A 21,611-nucleotide genomic window follows, 5' to 3' on the forward strand; every position below is an offset into this window, starting at 1 on the left:
CGCAGGAAGCTACGGGCAGCGACAGCAACGGACGGAGGTCTCCCTTCCCCCAACAGGCTGCGAACAGTGTCGAAACGCCCTAATAGGCCCCGTAGCCGGTGATGACCACGGGGAAGGTGCGGGCCAGGATCCAGAGGTCCATCCAGATGCACCAGTTGGTCACATAATAGCGATCCAGATTGACCCGCTCCTCATAGGTCGTATTGTTGCGGCCCGAGACCTGCCACAGTCCCGTGATGCCCGGGCGCACCCGGCAGTAATCCGCATAGACGTCACCGTACCTGACGATCTCGCTCTCCACGATGGGGCGCGGCCCCACCAGGCTCATCTCGCCCCGGAGCACATTGAGCAGCTGGGGCAGCTCGTCCAGGCTGCTCTTGCGCAGAAAACGCCCTATGCGCGTGATGCGCGGATCGTGACGCAGCTTGCGGTCCTTCTCCCACTCCTCGCGCAAGTCGGGGTTATCTTCCAGATAGCTGGCCAGCACGGCGTCGGCATCCTGACGCATGGTACGGAACTTGAAGACATCGAAGGCCTTGCCACCCATGCCCAGACGGCGCTGCCGGTAGAACACCGGACCGGGGCTGTCCAGGCGGATGAGCAGGGCCAGCAGCAGGCCGGGCACGGCGAAGACCAGGACCACGGGCAGGCACAGCGCCAGATCCAGGGACCGCTTGAGACGCTGCCGCCAGCGACGGCGCAGATTCTGCATCAGCATGAAGCCCGTCATGGTGCCCAGGTCGCAGGCGTGGAACCAGTGCTGCCGCACGCCGCTGCTTTGGGCCGGCACCACCAGGATCTTGACGAAATAGCGGCTGGCCTCATGCACATAGCGGGCCGATTCCCCGTCGGCAGGCTGCAGCATCAGGGCGATGGCGCCCGGATGGTGCTGCTCGGCCTCGCGCAGCTGCCGCCCGGCCTCCTCCAGATCGGGGGAAAGGGTGAAGATGTCCACGGGCGCAAGGCCCAGCCAGGGATGCCGCTTGAGATAATGCCACAGTTCCCGGCCCGTATTGCTGCGGTCGAGGATCACCAGGGGCGTCCCCCACCAGCGGAAGCGGCCGAAATAATGCCGGCAGAAGCGCCGCGTCACGGGCAGGACGAACAGGCTGAGGCCCCAGGCCCCCACCAGGGCGAGGCGGGAATAGGCCACGCTGGCCTTGCCCGCGAACAGCAGGACGAGGATCAGGCCGAAGGTCAGGGAGGTCAGGACGCAGAGCTTGCGGCTCTCCACATAGGCAGGCAGGGAAATGCCCCCGTACAGGCCCAGTGCCAGCCCCATGACGGGCGCCAGCAGGAGCAGGGAGAGCATCCAGCCGTAACTGGTGATGTCCAGGCCGCCTCCCAGGGCGCGCAGGCAGAGCGCCACGAGGGTACACAGGAAAAGCGTGAGGAAATCACAGCACATGAGCAGTATCACCCGGGGAAGGATGCCCAGGCTCTGCATCACGCGCAGGACACTGCGGGAAAATTCCATGGATGGTGTGCGCTCCGGGATGGGAAAGTACGGCGCATCAAGGCAAGGGAAGGGCTTTGCGCGCCTTCTTGCTTGCGCCCGTGCGCGGCTTTTGCTAAAAAATCTTGTTGTCGCATGTACGGCATCAGGTTATACCCGGCCCTCACATTTTACAAGGGAAGCACCATGAAAAAACTTTTTGTTTGCGCCCTGCTGTTCGGCCTGCTGGCCTCCGTGCCGGCCTTTGCCCAGAAGACCTACGTCAACGGCATCGACTCCAACTATCCCCCCTTCGCCTATGTCGATGAAAAGACCGGCCAGCCCGCCGGCTTCGACGTGGATGCCATGAACTGGATCGCCGACAAGATGGGCTTCAAGGTCGTCCACAAACCCGTGGCCTGGGACGGCATCGTGCTGGCCCTGGTCAACAAGCAGATCGACATGGTGGCCTCCGGCATGAGCATCACCGAAAAACGCCGCAAGATGGTGGACTTCTCCGACCCCTATTGGGAAGTCTCCCGCGTGTTCCTGGTGCCCGCCGATTCCAAGCTGACCCCCGCCGACATCCTGTCCAAGCCCGTCAAGCTGGGCGTGCAGCGCGGTACCTCCGAAGCGGAAGCCATCAAGCAGGAGCAGAAGGACAAGGGCTATACCTTTGAACTGCGCTTCTACGAATCCTGTCCCCTGGCCGTGGAAGACCTGATCAATGGCCGCATCGACGCCGCCCTCATGGACTCCCTGCCCGCCGGTGACGCCATCGCCCGCGGCAAGGCCGTGAAGAAGGCCGGCGTGCATGGCGAGCCCGACCAGTTCGGCGTGGCCATCCGCAAGGGCGACAAGGAACTGCGCGCCCTCATCGACGAAGGTTTCCGCAAGCTGCAGGCCGATCCCTACTGGAAGGAACTGCAGGCCAAGTACCTGAGCAAGTAAGCCCGGTCACCGGCTGATCCGGCGGTTTTCGCCGCCTTTCCGGGGTGGACCGCCGCCTGTCGCGGCGGTCCACCGTATCCATACAGCCCTTTCTTCCCATGTCCGATATCTTTCCCTTCAACGTGATCCTGGACTTCCTGCAGGATATCCTCATGCAGGCCTGGCTCTGCCTGGCCGTGGTCCTGCGCCCCATCGTGGGCGATACCATCGTGGACGCCTTTCCCTTCATCATGGGCGGCACGCTGGTCACGGTGGGGTCGGTGGCCCTGGCGCTGGGCATGGGGCTGGTGCTGGGCGTGCCCATGGCCGTGCTGCAAGTCTACGGCAATGCGCCGGTCCGTCGCCTGGTGGGCCTGTATGTCTGGTTTTTCCGCGGCGTCCCCATCCTGGTGCTGCTCTTCCTCGCCCAGGGGCTTTTCCTCTCCATGGGCTGGATCATCGCGCCCTTCCTGCTCTCCTGTCTCGTCATGGGCTGCATCAGCACCGCCTACCAGTCGCAGATCTTCCGCGGCGCCATCGAAAGCCTGCCCCAGGGCCAGCTCAAGGCCGCGCGCGCCCTGGGCATGCGCGATCTGACCGCCATCACCTGCATCATCCTGCCGCAGGCCCTGCGCCTCTCCATCCCCGGCTGGGCCAACGAATTTTCCATCCTCCTCAAGGACTCCGCCGTCTGCTACCTGCTGGGCACCATGGAGATCATGGCCCGTGTCAACGCCGTGGCCCAGCGCACGCACGAGCATCTGGCGCTCTTCGCCCTGGCCGGGGTCATCTATTTCGTCTTGACGCTGATCGTGCTCAAGCTCTTGCGCCGCCTTGAACTCAAGGTCCAGATCCCCGGCTACTCCGCCGGTACCGTGGGCAGCATGGCCGAAACACGCAGCATGGGGTAATGAACGCATGAACGAAATCGTCTTGCAGGTAAGGGGCATCAGCAAAAACCTGGGCGGCAAAGCCATCCTGGACAATTGCTCCCTGGACATGAAACGCGGTGAGCTCAAGGTCCTCATCGGTCCGTCCGGCGCGGGCAAGAGCACGCTCTTGCAGTGCATCAACTGCCTCATCCCCCCGGACAAGGGCGAGATCGTCCTTGAAGGCGAGAAACTGGACTTCTCCAACAAGGCCAAGCTCTGCGCCTTCCGCGCCCAGGTGGGCATGATCTTCCAGGATTTCAACCTGTTCGACCACCTCACCGCCGAAGAGAACGTGGCCATCGCCCTGCGCAAGGTGCGCGGCATGTCCGCGGCCGCGGCCCGTGAACGCGCCATGGACGAGCTGGCCCGCGTGGGCCTGGCCCGCCGCGCCCTGCTCTACCCCGCCCAGCTTTCCGGCGGCCAGAAGCAGCGCGTGGCCATGGCACGCGCCCTGGCCATGGATCCCAAGGTCATCCTGCTGGACGAGCCCACCTCCGCCCTGGACCCCGAACTGGTGGGCGAAGTGCTCTCCGTCATCCGCGATCTTTCCAAGGGCGGCATGACCATGATCATGGCCACCCACCAGATGGATTTCGCCCGCGCCCTGGCCCACGAGATCCTGTTCATGGAGCGCGGCGTCATCATCGAGCAGGGCGCGCCCGAGACCCTGCTGGCCGACGGCAGCAATACCCGTACCCGCGACTTCTGCGCGCACCTGCTGGATATGGGAGCCTAGGCGTGGTCATCGACATCCCCTTTTTCACCCAGGACGTCATCCCGGCCCTCAACCAGGGCCTGAAAGTGTCCATCGCCCTCATCGTCCCGGCCAGTATCCTGGGCTTCGCGGGCGGTGTGGCCCTGGGCTGCCTGCGGGCCTTCGGCGGCCCCTGGGTCAGCCGGCTGGGCAACTGGTACACGGCCATCATCCGCGGCGTGCCCCTGGCCGTGCAGCTGATGATGATCTATTACGCCCTGCCCAAGATGGGCATCTATTTCGAACCCTACGGCGCGGCCCTGCTGAGCTTCATCCTGTGCAGCGCCGCCTACCATTCGGAATACATCCGCGGCGCCCTGCTCTCCATCCGCCAGGGCCAGATCAAGGCCGCCCAGGCCCTGGGCATGACCACCTTCCAGACCGTGCTCTGGATCGTCATCCCCCAGGCCGCCCGCCGCGCCCTGCCCGGCTGCGGCAACGAGATCATCTATCTGGTCAAGTACAGCTCCCTGGCCATGCTCGTGACCTGTAACGAACTCATGAGCGAAGCCAAGGTGCTGGCCTCGGACACCTTCCGCAATACCGAGGTCTTCCTGGCCGTGGGCCTCTACTACCTTGTGCTGGTCACCCTGGCCACCTGGGGCCTGCGCTGGCTGGAACGCCACTACAGCATCCCGGGCTTCGGCAACCGCTAGTTTTTGTTGAGGGGAGGGGACACCCTCATCTCTGCTGTCGATGCCCGTAGCTTCCTTCGTCGCAACGGGCACGGCCCCAAGGGGCCGCCATCCGGTCGCTGCCAACGCGAGAGGAGGTTCCCCTCCCCGCACTCCCCTCCCTTCCCCAGCGCGTTTTGCTTAAAAAGTTGCGCCGACATGCAGGGAATGAACCTATCTGCAAGGCGACAAAAGGCGCTGCCCGCACACGCGGACAGCGCCTTTCTTCATGCAGGGATACGATCTGTTTCCAACCCCGGCCTTGAAAAATCATTATCTTCAATACCTATGCCGCTCCTCCCTCAGTTTCTGTGCCTTTTCACGAATATTCGCCGGCACATTTCCTGCTTTGCACGAAATGTATTCCAAACAACTACACAGATCCATTGGGTTAGCAATGATCTTTCGTGCTTTGGAAACTCGTGTCCGGGAAGCCGCCACTGTATAAGCATAGGTCTCATGCAGAAAATCGACAGCGGCCATATTACTATTGCTGCGTTCAGCTTCAAGGAACCATTCAAAATCCCGAATAAAGCATGTTATGCCAACGCTAGATAAACAACGTTGCAGTGCATCATCCATGGCCATCTCCATAACAATCCCCCTCTCCGCTGAAGCGCTGGGGAGGGGGTGGGGAGTTTGAGGGGCGAGGGAACACCTCTCGTGCTAGGCGAGGGTTTCCCCCGCCCCTCAACAAAACAGCACAGCCATGCTGCTGTTACATCTGCAAGGCAGCCTGGCCCAGTTCCAAAGCCTTGAGGTTGGAGGCCTGCAGCTTGGGCGGCAGATATTTTTCGATGGCGGCCTTGAGGGCGTCCACGCCGAAGGGCAGCAGGCCCGAAGCGCAGACCGCGGCCAGCAGCACGGTATTGCCCGCCTGGGCGGCACCGGCCTGCAGGCCCAGCTCGCGGCAGGCCAGGAAATGGCACTGGCCGGCCACGGCGCGGGATTTCTGCTCGATCTCCTCCATGGCCGGATAGGCGGCCATGCCCAGGGAGACGCTCAGGGGCGGCATGGGGTCGCGGCTGGAGAAGATGACGCCGCCGGGCCGCAGATAAGGCAGGCCGCGCAGGGTCTCCAGAGGTTCGAAGCCCAGCAGGATGTCGGCCTCGCCCAGATCCAGTTTGGGCGAACGCCAGCCGCCCAGCAGCAGCACGGATTCCACCACACCGCCGCGCTGGGCCATGCCGTGGACCTCGCCGGCCACCACTTCCTGCCCGGCATCGAGGGCGGTACGGGCCAGCAGGGTGGTGGCGGTCAGGGTGCCCTGTCCGCCCACGCCGGTGAAGAAGATACGAAGACGCTTTTGTTTGTCGCTATGTTGCATAATTCACCTCGCCTAGGCGCGCTTTCTGGCCTTGAAGGCCTTGGGAGCCACCTGCAGACAGACCATGCAGCCGGTGCAGAGATTTTCATCCACGGCCACATCCGTGCCGTTGCGGTAGAAGGCCGGACAGGCCAGTTCTTCAAGACAGCGCTGGGCATCGGCGCCCTGTTCGGCCACATAGGCCACGCGGGCGGCGCTCTTCTTGAGGCGGCGGCGGGCATAGAGCACGCAGGGTTCTTCCGAGATGATGACGCGCACGCCCTTCTTGCCGCGCATGTCTTCCAGGGCGTCGTGCAGGGCCTTCAGGTTGTAGGAGGGGACCTTGACGCATTCCGTCACGCCCAGGCCGCGCACCACGGATTCGATATCCAGATGCATGGCCTCTTCGCCGAGGATGTCCTGCAGCATGCCGGGATTGGGCTGGTGGCCGGTCATGGCCGTGGTGCCGTTATCGAGGATGACCACCAGGATGTCGTGCTTGTTGAACACGGCATTGGCCAGACCGGTCATGCCGGAGTGGAAGAAGGTGGAATCGCCGATGAAGGCCACCACCGGTTTGCCGGAGGCGCGAGCGAAGCCGCTGCCGGCGGACACGGAGGAGCCCATGCAGACCAGGAAGTCGGCCATGCGCAGGGGCGGCAGCATGCCCAGGGTATAGCAGCCGATGTCGCTGGAGTAGACGGCATCGTCGCCGAATGCGTGGCGCACGGCGTAGTAGACGGCGCGGTGCGAGCAGCCGGCGCAGAGGTTCGGCGGACGCACGGGCAGTTCGCGGGCCACGGGCGAGGATGCCTTGACCGGGCAGGGGCAGTCCAGATAGTCGGCCACACGGCGCAGGACCAGGGTGGTGGAGTATTCGCCCAGCACGGTGAGGGTCGCGTCCTTGCCTTCGATGCGGACCTTGCAGCCGCGGCTCTGGGCCAGGGCGCGCACGCTGCCTTCCAGCAGGGGCTCGCCTTCTTCCAGCACCAGCACGCGGTCACAGGACTGCAGGAAGGCTTCGATGCGGGCTTCGGGCAGGGGCCAGGTCATGCCCAGCTCCAGCACGCGCACGCGCTCTTCCCAGCCGCCGGAGGCCAGGGCGTCGGCAAGGTAGTTGCGGGCCACGCCGCTGGTGATGATGCCCAGACGGCAGCCTTCCGGCCCGTATTCGCGGCTGAAGCGGCTGGATTCGGCAAAGGCGCGGGCCTTTTCCATGATCTCCAGCAGGGAGCGGTGCCGGTTGCGGGCCACGGCGGGCACAGGCACGAAGCGGCCGGGATTGCGCTGGAATTCCACCAGGGGCGCGGCCGCAGCGGGCAGGTCGTCGAATTCCACGTTGCCGCGCATGTGGCTGACGCGCGTGGTGGTGCGCAGCAGCACGGGCTGCTGCAGCTCGCGGGCCAGGCGGAAGGCCTCGCGGGTCATGTCCTTGGCTTCCTGGGCGGACACGGGCTCGAAACAGGGCAAGGAGGCGAAGCGCGCATAATAGCGGTTGTCCTGCTCGTTCTGGCTGGAATGGCAGCCGGGGTCGTCGGCGGAAAGCACCACCAGCCCGCCGGGCAGGCCGGTGTAGACCGAGGTGAACAGCGGGTCGGCGGCCACGTTGAGGCCCACATGCTTCATGGTCACCAAGGCCTGGGCGCCGCCCAGGGCCGCACCGGCGGCCACTTCGAAAGCGACCTTCTCATTGACCGCATACTCGATCCTGTAGCGGCCCTCGCCGCCCAGTTTGTAAAAGGTGTCCGGCACTTCCGAAGACGGCGTGCCTGGATAGCAGGTGACCAGATGCACGCCGGCTTCCAGTGCGCCGCGTACGATGGCTTCATTGCCCAGCAAAACGTGGCGCTCGCCACGCGCCCCGTGCAGCAGAGGATGTTTGCTCATGTGTCCTCCCGGCCCGTGCGCGTCGGCAGAGGGGCCGCCAGCGTTCTTACTTGTTTTCCGCGCCGTCCTTCACGGGCGCGCTCGTATCTCCGCCCAGCGCGTCCACGCGCGAGCGGTAAAATTCTCCGTCCAGCCCGGGCTGCGAAGCGGCCAGCGCCTCATAGGCACGGACGGCCACAGCCGTATCGCCCGCCGCCTCGGCGGCTTCGGCCAGCAGCATGCGCAGCACCGTGCGCCCGTCTTCCGTGGCGCGGCTTTCCAGGCCCTGCAGCAGGGTCACGGCCTCGGCGGGGCGGTCCAGCTTGAGCAGCGCGCCGGCCTGCCCCAGGGCGGCCATCAGGCCCATGGCCCCGTCGGCATCCAGCCTGGCGGCCGTGGCGTAAGCCTGTTCGGCGCGCTGGTAGTCCTGGTCCTGCATGGCGAATTCGGCCTGCATCAGGTAGACGCTGTAGCGCATGTGCTCGGGCGCTCTGGCCGCCAGGTCGTCCAGGGCCTTGAGGCGGTCCGCGCCCTTCATGGTGATGCCGATACGCGCCAGCTCGGTCTGGGCTTCGGCCTGCAGGCCCCCCTGATGCCAGCGCCACACGCCCGTGCCCACCAGGGCCACCAGCAGGATGACCACCACGCCCACGATCAGGCCGCTGTGACGCACGATGAACTGCAGCAGCGGCGCGCTCTCGGCGCTCACCTCAGCCTTGAGGTCATTGAGCAGGGTGGGGGATTCGGGGGTATTCTGAGGTCTGACAGGATTCATTTCGTGTATCGCTCCTTGCAAAAGCTTCGCCGTGGCGCCGCAGCTGTCACAATGCGGTCTGTTTGTCACGGTGCGGTCTATCTATGTAGGATAGGGAACGCCCTTCTGTCAAAGAAAAACCCCCTGCGGCAGGCCGGGAACGGACATCGCCGCCGCAGGGCCACCCGCTGTCGCGGCCGCGGGCACGGAGCTCTTGCGACCGCCCGCCGGTTCGTGCCCTGTCCGTATCGGGGCGCGTCCGCGGGCGCCGTGGCCCTGCCCCAGACTCATGGCGGCGGATGCCGACGGCATGGCCACGTCCACCGGCGCGGCGATCCTGTACCTTGAAGGGGCTCCTCGAAAACGCCTTGGGCGCCTCCACAGGCGCGACGGTCTCGTGCCGTCCCCCCACAGCACTGCGCCATGTATATGTCGCGCTCCATCAGCACGGTGGCCTTGTGCCGGGACGGACAGGCCCGGCCCGGCAGGATCGCTCCCCTTGCCCTCCTCCTGACGGCAGCGTATAAAGAGACGAGCAACCAAGGAGCCCGTATGACTTTGGCACAAGAAATGACCCTGCTCGGCCGCAAGGCCAAGGACGCCGCCCGTCTGCTGGCCAAGGCCAGCCCCGCGGCCAAGAATGCCGCCCTGACCCGCCTGGCCGCCCTGCTCGAGGAACGGGAAGCCGACCTGCGCGCCGCCAACGAACAGGATCTGGACGCCGCCCGCGCCCGCGGCCTGGATGCGCCCCGCATGGACCGCCTGACCCTGCATCCCGCCGTACTGGCCGACATGCGCGCCGCCTGCCTGCATGTGGCCGGTCTGCCCGATCCCGTGGGGGCCATGGACAGCCAGTGGCAGCGCCCCAACGGCCTGCTGGTGGGACGCATGCGCGTGCCGCTGGGCGTCATCGCCATGATCTATGAGGCCCGCCCCAATGTGACCATCGACGCGGCCATCCTCTGCCTGAAAGCGGGCAATGCCGTGATCCTGCGCGGCGGCAGCGAGGCCCTGCGCTCCAATACCGCCCTGGCGGGCCTGCTGCGCCAAGCCCTGGAAGAAGCCGGCCTGCCTGCCGACGCGGCCCAGCTGGTGACCACCACGGATCACGCCGCGGTCACCGAGCTCTGTAAGCTGGACCAGTATATCGACGTCATGATCCCGCGCGGCGGCGAGGGCCTGGTGCGCGCCGTGACCGAAGCCGCCACCATGCCGGTGCTCAAGCATTACAAGGGCGTCTGCCATGCCTTCGTGGATGCGGACGCCGATCTGGACCAGGCCCTGGACATCGTCTTCAACGGCAAGGTGCAGCGCCCCGGCGTCTGCAACGCCCTGGAATGCCTGCTGGTGCACCGCGACTGCGCCGCCGCCTTCCTGCCCCGCGTGGGGCGGCGTCTGGGCGGGGCCGGTGTGGAGTTCCGCGCCTGTCCCGCGTCCCTGCCCCTGCTGGGCCCCACGGCCAAAGCCCAGAGCCCGGACGATCTGGGGCAGGAGTTCCATGCCCTGATCCTGGCCGTCTGCGTGGTGGACGACATGGACGCCGCCCTGGCCCACATCGCCCGTTACGGCTCCAACCATACGGAGATCATCTGCACCAACGATCACGGGCATGCCATGCGCTTCCTGCGCGAGGCCGACGCCTCCATGGTGGCGGTCAACGCCTCCACGCGCTTCAACGACGGCGGCCAGCTGGGTCTGGGCGCGGAGATCGGCATTTCCACATCCAAGCTGCACGCCTACGGACCCATGGGCGTGCAGGAGCTGACCACCACCAAGTTCGTGGTCTTCGGCCAGGGGCAGGTCCGGCAATAGATGGACGGACAGACCGGCCGGGCCCTGTTCGGCGGCAGTTTCAACCCGCCGCATGTGGGACATCTGCGCCTTGCCATCGAGATGGCGGAGATCCTGCACCCGCTGGCCGGACGTCTGGAACTGATGCCCTGTGCCGCGCCGCCGCACAAAATCGCCAGCAACCTGCTGCCGTTCGAGCTGCGCGCCGCCATGGTGGAGACCTGCCTGCGCGACCTGCCGGGCATCTGCTGCAACCGCATGGAGGCCGCCCGTCCCGGCCTGTCCTATACCTGGGACACCCTGCAGGCCTGCCGGGAGGAACGCCCCGGCCAGCCGCTGTTCTTCATCCTCGGCAATCCCGATTATGCCCTGCTGCCCCACTGGCACCGCGGCCTGGAGCTGCCCGGGCTCTGCCAGCTGGTGGTGGTGCCACGCGGCGAAGGCTCGGAAAAAAAATTCCTGGCCGCCACCCGGGCCATGTGGCCCGGGGCGCGGCCCTGCGCGCCGCTCCTGCCGGGCAGCCACCGCATGTGCCTGCCTGACGGGGGACAGGTGCATTTCGTGCCCCTGCCCTGGATCTCGGTCAGCGCCTCGCGCATCCGCCACCGCTGGCTGCACGGCCTGAACGTGGATTTTCTGGTGCCCCGGCCCGTGCTGGAGCTGCTGGATGCCCACCGGGAGACCGTGCTGGCCCACTGGCTGCCGGAAGACGGGGAGGCCCCGGAAACGACGGAAGCCTGAAGCATCTTCCTCTTTCTGCCCGTCCCTGTCTGGAAAGACGACGCCCCGGAAACGACGGAGAGCTGAGGCCTGCCTGCCGGACCGCAAGAAAAAGATTTGCTTTTTTTGCCAAAACAGACTAAATACTGTATTCGGCCTTGCTGTGCAGGCACAGCAACCATGATGCGGAGAGGTAGCGAAGCTGGCCGTAACGCGCTCGACTCGAAATCGAGTTATCGGTTAATACCCGGTACGTGGGTTCGAATCCCACCCTCTCCGCCACATCATGGTCCACAGAAATCCAAGAAAGTCCGCAACGCCTTGAGCTGAGCGGACTTTTTCCGTTTTTGAGGTTCAGGGACGTTCACGGAATACCGTGGACGGCCACGAAAAAGGGGCCACTCCGGGGGCAGAGATACTGCTCCCAAGTCCTGCCCCATACCCGGGAAACTCGCGGACACCGCTCAGGATGATCCGCCTGCGTCCTGTCCGCTATGCGCCGGGGAAGGCGCATCGTTCGGGCCTGGTGCCGCCGGCATCGCAAGGCAGCCGGGGAGACATGAAAAATGACCCCACCGGCAAAGCCGGTGTTTTTTCGCGCCTGTCAGGCCTTCAGCAGGCTGAAACCCAGAAACAGAAAAGCCCTCACGGAGATTTCCGTAAGGGCTTTTCTGTTTCTGGAGCCAGCTAAGAGACTTGAACTCTTGACCTGCTGATTACGAATCAGCTGCTCTACCAACTGAGCTAAGCTGGCAGCAAGATGATGCTGCGGCTGGGGCGGGACTGCGGGCCGTGCCGTTCAGGCTGCCCGGCGCTCCACGCTTGGCCGTATGTTCCGCACCGCGACAGGGAGGCCGTTCCCACGGTATCCCCGGCTGGCGGACGGTTTTTTGTGTCAGAATATGCGTGGACTGTCAAGAAGAAATATCATTCCCCGCGGGACCGTCTAGTTGCCGCCCCGCTCCAGATACAGGGGGATGACGTGCAGGCTGCGGCTGATCTCCTCGGTGTGGCCCAGACGCCAGCGCACGCCGTCCGCGGGCCAGCCCAGCTTTTCGGCCACGGCACGGACCACGCCGGCCACATCGAGCACCGGGTGGCGCTGGAAGACCTGCGGCAGCCCGTAGGTCAGGTTGCAGGCCAGGCACTTGCCGGGACGCTGGTGCAGCTCGAATGCCAGCTCGACCGCCCCGGCCGCTTCGGAACGGCAGACCAGCACGATATCATAGGCGCCTTCTTCCGCCCCGCCGAACAGCGCATCGAAAAAGGCCTCGGTGCGTTCCGCCGGGAACACGCTTTCCAGGAAGGCCTTGTCAAGAACCTTGCTCATTATTGCCTCCGGCCCGATATGCGGGCAAGAAAATTCAAAAAAAGACGATAGCGCTTTTTTTCATAAAAGACAAATGCCCTGCGCCACCTCCGCAGCGGGAGGGCGCGTCCCCTGACAGGATCCCGCAGGGCCTGCCGCGCACCGCCTCAGCACAGGGGGCGCAGCCACTCCGGCACGCGGGACAGATCCCGCAGGCAGACGTCGTGCCGGGGCAGGCGTTCCAGGCAAAAATCCGCCAGCAGTTCCGCAGGCCGCACGGGACGCGTATCCGGGCGCAGGCCCGCCAGTGTGGCCAGCACGCCCACGATCTCCGCCGCGCCGACGCCCTGGCGGCGCAGCTCGCGCACCCCGAGGCTCTGGTGACGCTTGGCGAGCCGCTCCCCCTGCCCGTCCAGCAGCAGCGGGATATGCGCATAGGCCGGGGGCGTGAAGCCCCAGAGGCGCAGCAGGGCCAGCTGGCGCGGCGTGGAAGGCAGGATGTCGCGCCCGCGCACCACCTGGGTGATGCCCATCAGGGCGTCATCCAGGGCCACGGCCAGCTGATAGGCCACCACGCCGTCGGAGCGGCGCAGGGCGAAATCGCCGCCGCACTGCTCCAAGGTGAAGGACTGCCGCCCCAGCAGGCCGTCCGTGAAGGGAAATTCCCCTTCGGGACAGCGCAGGCGCAGGCAGGCACGCCGTCCTGCGGCCTCATGACGGGCCCGTTCCTCCGCGCTCAGGTGGCGGCAGGTGCCGGGATAGGGGGCGCCGGCGTCATCCACATGCGGCGCACCGGCCAGCTGGCGCAGTTCCTTGCGGGTACAGTAGCAGGGATAGACCAGCCCCGCGTCCCGCAGGGCATCCAGGGCCGCCGCGTAGAGGGCCGTGCGCGCGCTCTGGAAATACGGGCCGCAGGGGCCCTGCTCGCGCAGGTCGCAGCCATCGTCCGGGACAGTCCCGTCCGCGGCCGGGCCCTCGTCCCAGTCCAGGCCCAGCCAGCGCAAATCCTCCACCAGGGCCAGGGCGTAGCCGGGCCGCGAGCGCTGCGGATCGATATCCTCCATGCGCAGGACCAGCGTGCCGCCGCGGCTGCGCACCGCCAGCCAGGCCCAGAGGAAGGCCCAGGCATTGCCCAGGTGCATGTAGCCCGTGGGGCTGGGCGCCAGACGCCCGCGCGGGGCCCCCGTCGCGACGCCGTCGGCCGCGGCGGTGCGGCAGGCCGCGTCTTTCAGGCTGCGGGGCAGGATGAGGGGGGATAGCGTCATGCCGTCTCCGTGGGCCGTCGCGCGAGAGCGGCGCGCCCCTGTCTGCACGTTGCATGAAGGGGGAAGGGACCGCCCCTGCCGGGACCGTCCCCTCCCCCCCGGGAAGACTGCCTGTACGGGCAGGTTATTTCTTGTTCCACGGCATGCGGGCCAGCAGCAGGCCCAGGCCGCAGAAGCCGGTCACGCCGGCAAAGACCAGGCCCGCGCCCACGAAGGCGCTCAACCAGAGCCACTGGGGCCAGGCCAGGCCCAGGAGCAGGCCCAGCAGCACGGCACTGCCCGCGCCGATCTGGATCTGGCGGAACATGGGCAGGCTGCGGCGGCCGCGCACCACGGGCAGACCGGCCTTGTCCCAGGCCGTGACGCCGCCGTCCATCTGCCAGGCCGTACCGGCGGCCAGCTGTTCCAGCTGCCGGCTGTTGTTGGTGGTGCGACGCCCCGAATTGCAGGTGAAGACCACGGGCTTGTCCGTCACGGGACGGAAATCCTGCCAGCGGATGACCGACAGGGGGGCCACCTCCGCACCTTCGATGCGCAGGGAGGCCACTTCGTCAGGTTCGCGTATGTCCACGAGCCGGATCTCGCCGGCTTCCAGTTTCCTTTTGACGTCCTGGGGGCTCATGAGGGGAAGCATGGTATCTCTCCCGTATCAGGCCGGGCGTTGCCCGGGTCGTACCGCCCCCCATGCGGCATGGAGGAACGGGCTAGTTCTTCTTGCTCTGGCTGCGCTTCTGCGTGCTGCTGCGCTGCCGGGCAGTGCTCTTCGTGCTGCTGCCCTTTTTCTGACTGACGGCGGCCTTGCTCTTGCTGCGGCTGCTTCTTTTCTGCACGCTGCTCTTCTTGCTGCCCTGCTTCTGGCTGATGCCGCTCCTGCTCTTGCCGCGGCTGCTCTTCTTGCTGACCGCGGCCTTCTTTTCCCGCGTGCCCTGCTTGCTGACGGCGGCCTTGCTCCTGCTGCGGCTGTGCGAGATCTCCCGCACGGCCTGTTCTTCGGCATAGGCGGCCATGCGCAGCTCTTCGGCGCTGAAGGCATCGCTGCCTTCCACACGGCGGGCTCCCATGAAAGTAGTCCTGAAATACGGGTCGTCAAGACTGTTGATGCGCACGCGCGTGCGGCGGCGCGGGCTGTGGACGAATTTGCCGTCGCCCACATAGATGCCGGTATGGTAGCCGCGACGCGGATGGTGGAAGGCCACGATATCCCCGGCGCGCATGTCTTCCACGCGGGTGATGCGCTTGCCCACCACGGCCTGCTCGCGCGCCGTGCGCGGCAGTTTGATGCCCACGCTCTTGTAGGCCCACTGGACCAGGCCCGAACAGTCGAAGCCGCCGGGATTGCGCCCGCCGGGCACATAGGGCGTCCCGATGGCGGAGCGGGCCACCTGCATGGCCCTTTCCTGACGGGGGCCGCTCTCGTCGCTGCTTTCGTCGAAAACGGCCTCGTAGGAACGGCGGAAACGCGCCTCCTGGGCCGCGCGCTGGCGCTGCTCGTACCAGGATTCCCCGTCATAGGCGGAGGAACCGGAATGGGAGGCGCAGCCGGCACTCAGGGCCAGCAGGCCCAGGGCAAGGGGTATCAGCAGTCTTGGGACAAGACGCATGCTCTCTCCGGGGTAAGAAATCGCAAGGACTGAAAGGATGTCCTGACGGCGGGCCCGGGATGCCGGGCCGGGAAGGGGCGGACCGCCGGGACGGCGGTGCTGCCGCGGAAAAGACATCGGGAACTTTGGCGTGAGTTTCTTAGCACAGGCGCCTGTCAAGTGTAAAAAACTTTTTGGGAAAAATTTTTTGACCGCTTCCGCGCGCCAAAAAAGAAGCCGGGCAGGGCCCGGCCTCCTGGGATGTTCACGCCCTGGCTCCCGCCGGGCGCAGATCGCGCTCGATGCAGGCGAAGGCGTTATGGCTGTGGATGGATTCCATGCTCTCCACCTCCACGCGGAACCAGCGCACATGCTCGTGTTCCGTCAGGCGCTGGGCCACGTTGCGCACCACGTCTTCCACGAAGGTGGGCTGGGCGAAGGCGTGCTCGGTGACGTATTTCTCGTCCTCGCGCTTGAGCAGGGTATAGACCGCCGACGAGCCCGAGGCTTCGGCCATCTCGATGAATTCCTCGATCCAGCTGAAGCCCGACATGCGCACGGCCAGGCGGATCATGGTGCGCTGGCTGTGCGCGCCTTCGCGGCTGATGGCCTTGGAGCAGGGGCAGACGGTCATCACGGGCACGTCCACTTCCAGCAGGAAGGACTGGCCGTTCTCGTCCAGTTCGCCGGTCAGGCGGCATTCGTAGGAGATGATGCCCCGGATGCCCGAGGACGGCGCGGGCTTGTGCACGAAATAGGGGAAGCAGAAGCGCACATAGGAACGCCGCGCCCCCAGCCGCTCCTTGACGGTGCCCAGCAGGCGGCGCACCGACTGGTAGTTGATCTCATCGTTCCATTCTTCCAGGGCTTCGATGAAGCGGCTCATGTGCGTGCCCTTGAACGAGGCGGGCAGATCCACGCCCAGGTCCACCCGGGCCACGGTCTGGCGGCTGCCCAGGGCGCGGTCGCGCACCAGCAGCGGAACGGTGATGCCGCGGATGCCGACGCGGTCGATATTGATGGGAACCTTGGGGGCATGGCGTTGCACGTCTTCCATTATGCGAGATCCTGTCCTGTAGTTGTACCGCTGAAGGTGCCGTGCTTGACACCCTTGCAGGAAATGAGCTTGTCGGCCAGCGCGCGCACGCGGCCGGCCTCTCCCTTGAGGATCAGCACCTCAAGGCAGTTGTGGTGGTCCAGATGCACATGCAGGGTGGCGATGATGATGTCGTGCTCGTCATGCTGCATCTGGGTCAGCCGCCGGGCCAGATCGTTCTTGTGATGGTCGTAGACCAGGGTCAGCGTGCCCGCGCCCTGGCCGTCGGCCTGCTGCCATTCCTCGGCCACCAGGGCCTTGCGGATGAGGTCACGGATGGCCTCGGAACGGTTGCTGTAGCCCTTGACGGCGCACAGGGCGTCGAAAGGTTCCAGCAGCTCCTCATCCAGGGAAACACCAAATCGCGTCAGTCTGCCCATGGTTCGCCTCGTGCGGCCGGACATCGCTCCGGCGATGTCTGGCTGAATCTAGCAAAATTTTCCTGAAAATCCAGAGGCCTTTTCCCCGGCGCGCTGTTCCGGATGGGCGCAGGAGCATGCGGCAGGCATCCTTCACCGCGTGTGGCCGATGTCCTCTCTTTATTCGAAACCACTTGCAACAGTCGTGCCGACGCGCCCTAGGCGGACCGGGAACGGCGGCGTATCTCCCACACGGCCACGGTGACGGGCACGGGCTGGGCATAGAGCGGCTCCACACGCTCGCTGAACACGCGCCGCCCTTCCAGGCCGCCGCCGTGCAGGGCCTGCAAGAAGGCCTCGTACACGCCGCGACCGGGCTCGGCCACCCAGGCCGCGCCGTCCCCGGCCAGCACATGGGAAAGGAAATGCATCACCGGCGCCACGAAGCGTTTTTCGTACATGATGTCGCCGCCCCAGAGGCGGACGATGCTGCGCGGGCGCACGGCGGGCTGCCGCCAGTCCATGACGGTCCACAGGGGCGGGGGCAGGATGCCGTTGTGCCGGGCGTTGAGGCTGGCGAAGCGCAGGGCATCTTCCTCGTAATCCATGGCCAGGACCCGCGCCCCCAGCCATTGCCCCACCAGGGCGGTCAGGCCCAGGCCGCAGCCCAGGTCCAGGCAGGGCTGCCCGGCGATCTCGGCGCGGCGTTGTTCCAGCCAGCGGCAAAGGGCGATGCTCGAGGGCCACAGCTCCGTCCAGTAGGGCAGGCGCTCGTCCTCGAAGTCTTGCGGATCGTCCAGCATGGCGTTCCACAGGGTCTCCAGGTCGGCGGCGCGCTGCAGCCGCCACAGGCGGCCGCAGGCCCGTACGGCGATGCGGGGCGTGTAGGCCGTCAGGCCGTGGCTTTCACCGTCGTTGCCCGGGGGCGTCCCGGGGGCGCTCCCGGAGACGTCGCCGGGGGCCTTCCCGTCCGCCGCCGTATCCGTATCGCGGCAGGTCAGGCCGGCTTCCTGCAACAGATGTCCCAATCGTGTGTCCATCCCCCGAGCATAGCCTATCGCCCCCCATCTGTACAGGAGGACGGATTGTGTCCTGCCCCCCCTTTTGCTATGCTGCGCCCGTACCTGCACGAACGGATGCGGCCCGCCGCAGGCTGCCGGAAGCTCCGGTGCCCCGCGCCCATGCCGCCCCGACGGCAGCAGGAGGATATTTTCCTACAGGAAGCTTATGGGACAGGATATTTTTGACGTCATCATCGTGCTGGTCCTGACGGCCTTCACGGTCCGGGGTTTCTGGAGCGGCTTTGTGGGCGAGGTCGCCGGTCTGCTCTCCATCGTGGGCGGTTTCTGGGTCTCCCATCACTTCCATACCGTGCTGGCGCCCCAACTGACCTTCATCGCCGAACCGGCCTGGCGCAACATCGCCGCCTATGTGCTGCTCTTCCTGGGCGTGCTCATCGCCGTGGGCCTGCTGGCGCGGCTGCTGCAAAAGCTGCTGGCCTTCTCCTTCGTGGGCTGGATCGACAAGCTCAGCGGCGGCCTGCTGGGCCTGGCCAAGGGCGTGCTGCTCTGCGCCGTGGTCCTGCTGCTCCTGCAAAAGCTGTTCGGTGATGCCGAATTCCTGCGCCATTCGCGCGCCCTGCCCTATTTCAACTCCCTGATAAGCCAGGTGCGCGGCTGGTTGCCGCCCGACCTCATCAGCCGTTTCGGACTTTAACCCCACAAGGAAGATTGCATGAAAAGCGCTCTGGAAGAACTGCAGGCCGTCATCGAACGTCTGACCGATGCCGAGAACGGCTGCCCCTGGGACAAGGAGCAGACCCCGGAAAGCCTGACCGAATACATCATCGAGGAAAGCCACGAGCTGGTCAGCGCCATCCGCTCCGGCAAGACGGCCGACATCTGCGAGGAACTGGGCGACGTGGCCTTCCTGCTGCTCTTCGTGGCCCACCTCTGCCGGAAGCGCGGCCAGTTCAGCCTGGACGACGCCCTGAACAACAACCGCGCCAAGATGATCCGCCGCCATCCCCATGTCTTCGGCGACGTGACCTTCGACAACCTGGACGAACAGCTCAAGACCTGGGAAAAGATCAAGCGCGCCGAACATGCCGACGTCGACGGCCAGCCCCAGGGCCTGTTCGACTCCCTGCCCTCCAGCCTGCCGCCCCTGACCAAGGCCTACCGCATCCATTCCAAGGCCGCCCGCGTGGGCTTCACCTGGCCGGAGGACGAGGAAGTGGAACAGCAGGTGGAAGCCGAATGGCTGGAATGGCTGGATGCCGCCGCCGGGGACGACGCCGAGGCCCAGAAGCACGAGCTGGGCGATCTGATCTTCAGCATCACCGAGCTGGGCCGCCGCAAGGGCATCAAGGCCAGCGAGGCCCTGGACCTGGCCACGGGCCGCTTCCTGCGCCGCTTCGCCCGCATGGAGGAACTGGCCCGGCAGCAGGGACGCGATTTCCCCGATCTTTCCCTGGATGAAAAGGACGAGCTGTGGAACCAGGCCAAGGAAGAAGAAAAGGACGCCCGCTAGCGGCCCCCGCCCTGTGGCGGCTTTTGGCGGTCCTGCTGCCCCTGCTGCTCTGCGCCTGCGCGCAGGACGTCATGGGGCCGCACGGCCGCAAGCCGCTGCTCCTGGCCGGCGACGCCGCGCCCGACCGGGCGCCGGACAGCCTGCTGCGCGCCGATCCCGGCTATATCCAGTGGCTGGAACGCCAGTCCATGCTGGGCAGCGCCGACGACCTGGCCGCCGAGGTCTCGGGCTCGGAACGCATCTGGGGCAACAGCGGCAGCAACCGCCGCCTGCCCCTGCTGCTGGAGGCCGCCCCCTGCTGGCTGGAAGTCAATCCCCATACCCTGCAGGGCAAGGCCACGGCGCTGCAGGCCCTGACCCGGCCGGAGGCCCTGCCGGCCTTCCGCCAGCTGGGCCTTGCCGGCATCTACCTGGCCCCGGCCCAGGAGCAGGCCGCCCTCTGGCACAACCAGCTGCGCCCCGATTTCGGCATGGGCACGGCCTCCCTGGCCTTCGATGTCCGCACCGGCAGCGAGGCGCAGTTCGCCCAGCTCAACGGACGCGCCGCCGCCGAGGGCTTCCAGCTGGGCGGCTCCCTGCCCCCGGCGGCCACGGGCCTGGGCCCGGACTTTTTCCTGCAGGCCCGCCACGCCAGCCGTTTCAACGGCCTCTACGCCATGCTGGAGGCCCCGGCCTCCCTCTGGCCCTCCCTGCCCGCCTCGCCGCAGGAATGGGAATGCCTCCCCCTGGACGAACAGCGCTGCCGCCTGCTGGCCGATCAGGGCCTGCTGCCGCCCGCCCTGCTGCGCGACTCCCTGCCCTGGGCCACGCCCGGCGGCTGGGCCGTCACCGGCGAGGTGCGCGGCGCCGACGGCAAGCCCCGGCGCTGGCTGTACCGCTACGCGGGCAACGTGCTGCGCCCCGTGCTGCTCTGGCAGGACCCCTCCGGCCAGGCGCGCCGCGTGCTCTCCGCCGCGGTCATCCGCCATACCGGCCTGCAGCAGCAGACCCTGGCCGGGCTGCATCTGGAGGCATTCATGGGCCTCGAGGTCCCGCCCGACGGCCATGAGCCCGGCGGCGCGGACCGCCTGTCCCCGGGCCTGGGAGCGCTGGACGCCCTCTCCCGCGAGATCCACCGCTACGGCGGCTGGGCCATGCAGGCCGACGTCCTGCCGCCCTCGCTGACGCCCCTGGTGCTGCGGACCACCGTGGACCTGACCCGCGACAGCTTCACCAGCCCCGCCGCCGAATACGCCCTGCTCACCGGCGACGCCGCGCCCCTGGCCACCCTGCTGCGCCAGTCCATGAGCAGCGGCATCCGCCAGCAGCGCCTGGCCCGCGGCCTGCACCAGTGGCAGGGCGTGGACTGGCGGCCCCTGCGCGACCTGCCCGGCGGCGAGGAGCTGTTCCGCCGCGCCTGCCGCCTTTCGGCGCTGCACGACGACGAATATTTCTGGTCCACCACGCCCGCCGGCCTGGCCAGCAAGGCCCTGGGCCGCACCGCGAATGCCGCCCCGGCCCGGGAACAACGCGATACGGCGCTGGAGGAGGCCTGTCTGCTCCTCCTCGGCTGGCGCGTGGCCCTGCCGGGCCTGGCCTTCGTGAGCCCACAGGAATTGCAGGGGGCCCTGCCCCTGCCCAGGTCCACGCCCGGCACCGCCGCCAGCGCGGGCCTCGTGCCCCTGCTGGAAGCGGAGACCACGGCCGGGGAGACGGCCCCCGCGCCCCTGGCCTTCGGCCCGCTGGCCGACGAGATGCGCCGCCCGCAGAGCCCCGCCGGCATCATGGCCCGGCTGCTGCATGCCCGCGCGGCCTCCGGGGCGGCCCGGGGCGAGCTGTTGCGCGTGGTCGAGGGCCCCGCCGGGAGCCTGGCCGTGGTGAACCGCCTGCCCGACGGCAGCTGCTGGGTGCTGGCCGCCAATTTCGGCGCGGGCAGCGCCACCCTGCGCATCCCCCTGCCGGTCTCCGGCACAGCCCTGGATCTTGTTGAACAGACGTCCCTGCCCGTGCAGGGAGGTTTGACCGTGACCCTGAACGGCCGTTCTGCCCGGCATTATCTGGTCGGAGCCGCCGCATCGCCCAAGGAGCCATCATGACAGAAAAAACTCCCGATGCCGCCAGCACGCTGGCCCGTCCTGAAGAGGAAATCCCCGTGGGCATGACGCCCTGGTCCCAGCTGGATGAGGAAGCCCGTGCCCGCGCCAGCCGTCCGGCCCCGGTGACGCCCGACGACGACCGCCGGAGCACGCCGCCCGCCGCATCTGCGGTCGCGCCCTCGGCGGCGCAGGAAGCCCCCAGGCCCGCCGCGCAGGCTGCAACGCCCGCCGAT

Annotated in this window: 23 protein-coding genes and 2 tRNA genes; 12 read left to right on the forward strand and 13 right to left on the reverse strand. The window is 66.8% G+C overall.

Going from position 1 to position 21,611, the window contains the following annotated elements; all coding sequences use genetic code 11:
• Positions 1-79: 79 nt before the first annotated feature.
• Complete coding sequence (gene wbaP, locus Q1X76_RS07200) at positions 80-1,477, reverse strand: undecaprenyl-phosphate galactose phosphotransferase WbaP (RefSeq protein WP_300718948.1); 1,398 nt, start codon at positions 1,475-1,477, stop codon at positions 80-82.
• Positions 1,478-1,642: 165 nt separating this feature from the next.
• Between wbaP and Q1X76_RS07205 the strand changes: the two genes are divergently transcribed.
• From Q1X76_RS07205 to Q1X76_RS07220, 4 genes are all read left to right on the forward strand, one after another.
• The gene (locus Q1X76_RS07205) at positions 1,643-2,386 is read left to right on the forward strand and encodes an ABC transporter substrate-binding protein (RefSeq protein WP_300718949.1); all 744 of its coding nucleotides are present in this window, start codon (positions 1,643-1,645) and stop codon (positions 2,384-2,386) included.
• Between the two features lie 152 nt (positions 2,387-2,538).
• Positions 2,539-3,276: an amino acid ABC transporter permease gene (locus Q1X76_RS07210; protein ID WP_300718973.1), complete on the forward strand. Its 738-nt coding sequence runs from the start codon at positions 2,539-2,541 to the stop codon at positions 3,274-3,276.
• A gap of 7 nt (positions 3,277-3,283) precedes the next feature.
• Positions 3,284-4,033, forward strand: a complete 750-nt coding sequence (locus Q1X76_RS07215; protein ID WP_300718950.1) for an amino acid ABC transporter ATP-binding protein — start codon at positions 3,284-3,286, stop codon at positions 4,031-4,033.
• A gap of 2 nt (positions 4,034-4,035) precedes the next feature.
• Entirely contained in the window at positions 4,036-4,707 is a 672-nt protein-coding gene (locus Q1X76_RS07220) for an amino acid ABC transporter permease (RefSeq protein WP_300718951.1), read from the forward strand.
• A gap of 297 nt (positions 4,708-5,004) precedes the next feature.
• Here Q1X76_RS07220 and Q1X76_RS07225 read toward each other — a convergent pair whose 3' ends face one another.
• The 4 genes from Q1X76_RS07225 to Q1X76_RS07240 all read right to left on the reverse strand — a co-directional run bounded on the left by Q1X76_RS07225 (position 5,005) and on the right by Q1X76_RS07240 (position 8,672).
• On the reverse strand, positions 5,005-5,307 hold the full coding sequence (locus tag Q1X76_RS07225) for a hypothetical protein (RefSeq protein ID WP_300718952.1): 303 nt from the start codon (positions 5,305-5,307) through the stop codon (positions 5,005-5,007).
• Between the two features lie 136 nt (positions 5,308-5,443).
• Complete coding sequence (locus tag Q1X76_RS07230; RefSeq protein WP_300718953.1) at positions 5,444-6,052, reverse strand: indolepyruvate oxidoreductase subunit beta; 609 nt, start codon at positions 6,050-6,052, stop codon at positions 5,444-5,446.
• Between the two features lie 12 nt (positions 6,053-6,064).
• Positions 6,065-7,918 (reverse strand): indolepyruvate ferredoxin oxidoreductase subunit alpha, encoded by a 1,854-nt coding sequence (gene iorA, locus Q1X76_RS07235; protein WP_300718954.1) that lies wholly within the window; start codon positions 7,916-7,918, stop codon positions 6,065-6,067.
• Between the two features lie 46 nt (positions 7,919-7,964).
• Positions 7,965-8,672 (reverse strand): tetratricopeptide repeat protein, encoded by a 708-nt coding sequence (locus Q1X76_RS07240; protein ID WP_300718955.1) that lies wholly within the window; start codon positions 8,670-8,672, stop codon positions 7,965-7,967.
• A 531-nt stretch (positions 8,673-9,203) separates the two neighbouring features.
• Between Q1X76_RS07240 and Q1X76_RS07245 the strand changes: the two genes are divergently transcribed.
• The 4 genes from Q1X76_RS07245 (at position 9,204) to Q1X76_RS07260 (ending at position 11,853) form a co-directional block, all read left to right on the forward strand.
• On the forward strand, positions 9,204-10,463 hold the full coding sequence (locus tag Q1X76_RS07245; protein ID WP_300718956.1) for a glutamate-5-semialdehyde dehydrogenase: 1,260 nt from the start codon (positions 9,204-9,206) through the stop codon (positions 10,461-10,463).
• Positions 10,464-11,183: a nicotinate (nicotinamide) nucleotide adenylyltransferase gene (gene nadD / locus Q1X76_RS07250; RefSeq protein WP_300718957.1), complete on the forward strand. Its 720-nt coding sequence runs from the start codon at positions 10,464-10,466 to the stop codon at positions 11,181-11,183.
• Positions 11,184-11,349: 166 nt separating this feature from the next.
• Positions 11,350-11,444, forward strand: a tRNA-Ser gene (locus Q1X76_RS07255).
• Positions 11,445-11,631: 187 nt separating this feature from the next.
• The gene (locus Q1X76_RS07260) at positions 11,632-11,853 is read left to right on the forward strand and encodes a hypothetical protein (protein WP_300718958.1); all 222 of its coding nucleotides are present in this window, start codon (positions 11,632-11,634) and stop codon (positions 11,851-11,853) included.
• Here the strand turns inward: Q1X76_RS07260 and Q1X76_RS07265 are convergent.
• The 8 genes from Q1X76_RS07265 to Q1X76_RS07300 form a co-directional block, all read right to left on the reverse strand.
• A tRNA-Thr gene (locus Q1X76_RS07265) sits at positions 11,841-11,916 on the reverse strand. The genes Q1X76_RS07260 and Q1X76_RS07265 overlap by 13 nt on opposite strands.
• Positions 11,917-12,108: 192 nt before the next feature.
• Positions 12,109-12,492 carry a hypothetical protein gene (locus Q1X76_RS07270; protein ID WP_300718959.1) on the reverse strand — a complete coding sequence of 128 codons (384 nt, stop codon included), beginning with the start codon at positions 12,490-12,492 and terminating at the stop codon, positions 12,109-12,111.
• A 146-nt stretch (positions 12,493-12,638) separates the two neighbouring features.
• Complete coding sequence (gene gluQRS / locus Q1X76_RS07275; protein ID WP_300718960.1) at positions 12,639-13,736, reverse strand: tRNA glutamyl-Q(34) synthetase GluQRS; 1,098 nt, start codon at positions 13,734-13,736, stop codon at positions 12,639-12,641.
• 124 nt (positions 13,737-13,860) lie between these two features.
• Positions 13,861-14,370: a rhodanese family protein gene (locus tag Q1X76_RS07280; protein WP_300718962.1), complete on the reverse strand. Its 510-nt coding sequence runs from the start codon at positions 14,368-14,370 to the stop codon at positions 13,861-13,863.
• A gap of 70 nt (positions 14,371-14,440) precedes the next feature.
• Entirely contained in the window at positions 14,441-15,337 is an 897-nt protein-coding gene (locus tag Q1X76_RS07285) for a C40 family peptidase (protein WP_300718964.1), read from the reverse strand.
• 244 nt (positions 15,338-15,581) lie between these two features.
• Complete coding sequence (gene folE2 / locus Q1X76_RS07290) at positions 15,582-16,373, reverse strand: GTP cyclohydrolase FolE2 (RefSeq protein ID WP_300718965.1); 792 nt, start codon at positions 16,371-16,373, stop codon at positions 15,582-15,584.
• Positions 16,373-16,792: a nickel-responsive transcriptional regulator NikR gene (gene nikR, locus Q1X76_RS07295; protein WP_300718966.1), complete on the reverse strand. Its 420-nt coding sequence runs from the start codon at positions 16,790-16,792 to the stop codon at positions 16,373-16,375. Before nikR ends, folE2 begins: the two co-directional genes overlap by 1 nt.
• 197 nt (positions 16,793-16,989) lie before the next feature.
• The gene (locus tag Q1X76_RS07300; RefSeq protein ID WP_300718967.1) at positions 16,990-17,811 is read right to left on the reverse strand and encodes a 50S ribosomal protein L11 methyltransferase; all 822 of its coding nucleotides are present in this window, start codon (positions 17,809-17,811) and stop codon (positions 16,990-16,992) included.
• A gap of 187 nt (positions 17,812-17,998) precedes the next feature.
• Here Q1X76_RS07300 and Q1X76_RS07305 point away from each other — a divergent pair, with 187 nt between their 5' ends.
• From Q1X76_RS07305 to Q1X76_RS07320, 4 genes are all read left to right on the forward strand, one after another.
• Positions 17,999-18,487 carry a CvpA family protein gene (locus Q1X76_RS07305; protein ID WP_300718968.1) on the forward strand — a complete coding sequence of 163 codons (489 nt, stop codon included), beginning with the start codon at positions 17,999-18,001 and terminating at the stop codon, positions 18,485-18,487.
• Positions 18,488-18,505: 18 nt separating this feature from the next.
• Positions 18,506-19,303 carry a nucleoside triphosphate pyrophosphohydrolase gene (mazG, locus tag Q1X76_RS07310; RefSeq protein ID WP_300718969.1) on the forward strand — a complete coding sequence of 266 codons (798 nt, stop codon included), beginning with the start codon at positions 18,506-18,508 and terminating at the stop codon, positions 19,301-19,303.
• Between the two features lie 23 nt (positions 19,304-19,326).
• On the forward strand, positions 19,327-21,378 hold the full coding sequence (locus Q1X76_RS07315; RefSeq protein WP_300718970.1) for a hypothetical protein: 2,052 nt from the start codon (positions 19,327-19,329) through the stop codon (positions 21,376-21,378).
• Positions 21,375-21,611 (forward strand): hypothetical protein (locus tag Q1X76_RS07320; protein WP_300718972.1); only part of this gene is annotated, 237 nt, incomplete at its 3' end. The genes Q1X76_RS07315 and Q1X76_RS07320, both read left to right, overlap by 4 nt.

It is taken from the genome of uncultured Desulfovibrio sp., assembly GCF_949282365.1.
Lineage (GTDB): Bacteria > Desulfobacterota > Desulfovibrionia > Desulfovibrionales > Desulfovibrionaceae > Desulfovibrio.

Bases quoted from the DNA above. Each gene is read 5' to 3' on its own strand.
- gluQRS (WP_300718960.1), bottom strand. From the start codon at position 13,736: ATGACGCTATCCCCCCTCATCCTGCCCCGCAGCCTGAAAGACGCGGCC.
- Q1X76_RS07305 (WP_300718968.1), top strand. From the start codon at position 17,999: ATGGGACAGGATATTTTTGACGTCATCATCGTGCTGGTCCTGACGGCC.
- Q1X76_RS07215 (WP_300718950.1), top strand. From the start codon at position 3,284: ATGAACGAAATCGTCTTGCAGGTAAGGGGCATCAGCAAAAACCTGGGC.
- Q1X76_RS07285 (WP_300718964.1), bottom strand. From the start codon at position 15,337: ATGCGTCTTGTCCCAAGACTGCTGATACCCCTTGCCCTGGGCCTGCTG.
- Q1X76_RS07270 (WP_300718959.1), bottom strand. From the start codon at position 12,492: ATGAGCAAGGTTCTTGACAAGGCCTTCCTGGAAAGCGTGTTCCCGGCG.
- Q1X76_RS07245 (WP_300718956.1), top strand. From the start codon at position 9,204: ATGACTTTGGCACAAGAAATGACCCTGCTCGGCCGCAAGGCCAAGGAC.
- Q1X76_RS07225 (WP_300718952.1), bottom strand. From the start codon at position 5,307: ATGGATGATGCACTGCAACGTTGTTTATCTAGCGTTGGCATAACATGC.
- iorA (WP_300718954.1), bottom strand. From the start codon at position 7,918: ATGAGCAAACATCCTCTGCTGCACGGGGCGCGTGGCGAGCGCCACGTT.
- Q1X76_RS07205 (WP_300718949.1), top strand. From the start codon at position 1,643: ATGAAAAAACTTTTTGTTTGCGCCCTGCTGTTCGGCCTGCTGGCCTCC.
- folE2 (WP_300718965.1), bottom strand. From the start codon at position 16,373: ATGGAAGACGTGCAACGCCATGCCCCCAAGGTTCCCATCAATATCGAC.
- wbaP (WP_300718948.1), bottom strand. From the start codon at position 1,477: ATGGAATTTTCCCGCAGTGTCCTGCGCGTGATGCAGAGCCTGGGCATC.
- Q1X76_RS07280 (WP_300718962.1), bottom strand. From the start codon at position 14,370: ATGCTTCCCCTCATGAGCCCCCAGGACGTCAAAAGGAAACTGGAAGCC.
- Q1X76_RS07210 (WP_300718973.1), top strand. From the start codon at position 2,539: ATGCAGGCCTGGCTCTGCCTGGCCGTGGTCCTGCGCCCCATCGTGGGC.
- mazG (WP_300718969.1), top strand. From the start codon at position 18,506: ATGAAAAGCGCTCTGGAAGAACTGCAGGCCGTCATCGAACGTCTGACC.
- nikR (WP_300718966.1), bottom strand. From the start codon at position 16,792: ATGGGCAGACTGACGCGATTTGGTGTTTCCCTGGATGAGGAGCTGCTG.
- Q1X76_RS07300 (WP_300718967.1), bottom strand. From the start codon at position 17,811: ATGGACACACGATTGGGACATCTGTTGCAGGAAGCCGGCCTGACCTGC.
- Q1X76_RS07230 (WP_300718953.1), bottom strand. From the start codon at position 6,052: ATGCAACATAGCGACAAACAAAAGCGTCTTCGTATCTTCTTCACCGGC.
- nadD (WP_300718957.1), top strand. From the start codon at position 10,464: ATGGACGGACAGACCGGCCGGGCCCTGTTCGGCGGCAGTTTCAACCCG.
- Q1X76_RS07260 (WP_300718958.1), top strand. From the start codon at position 11,632: ATGATCCGCCTGCGTCCTGTCCGCTATGCGCCGGGGAAGGCGCATCGT.
- Q1X76_RS07240 (WP_300718955.1), bottom strand. From the start codon at position 8,672: ATGAATCCTGTCAGACCTCAGAATACCCCCGAATCCCCCACCCTGCTC.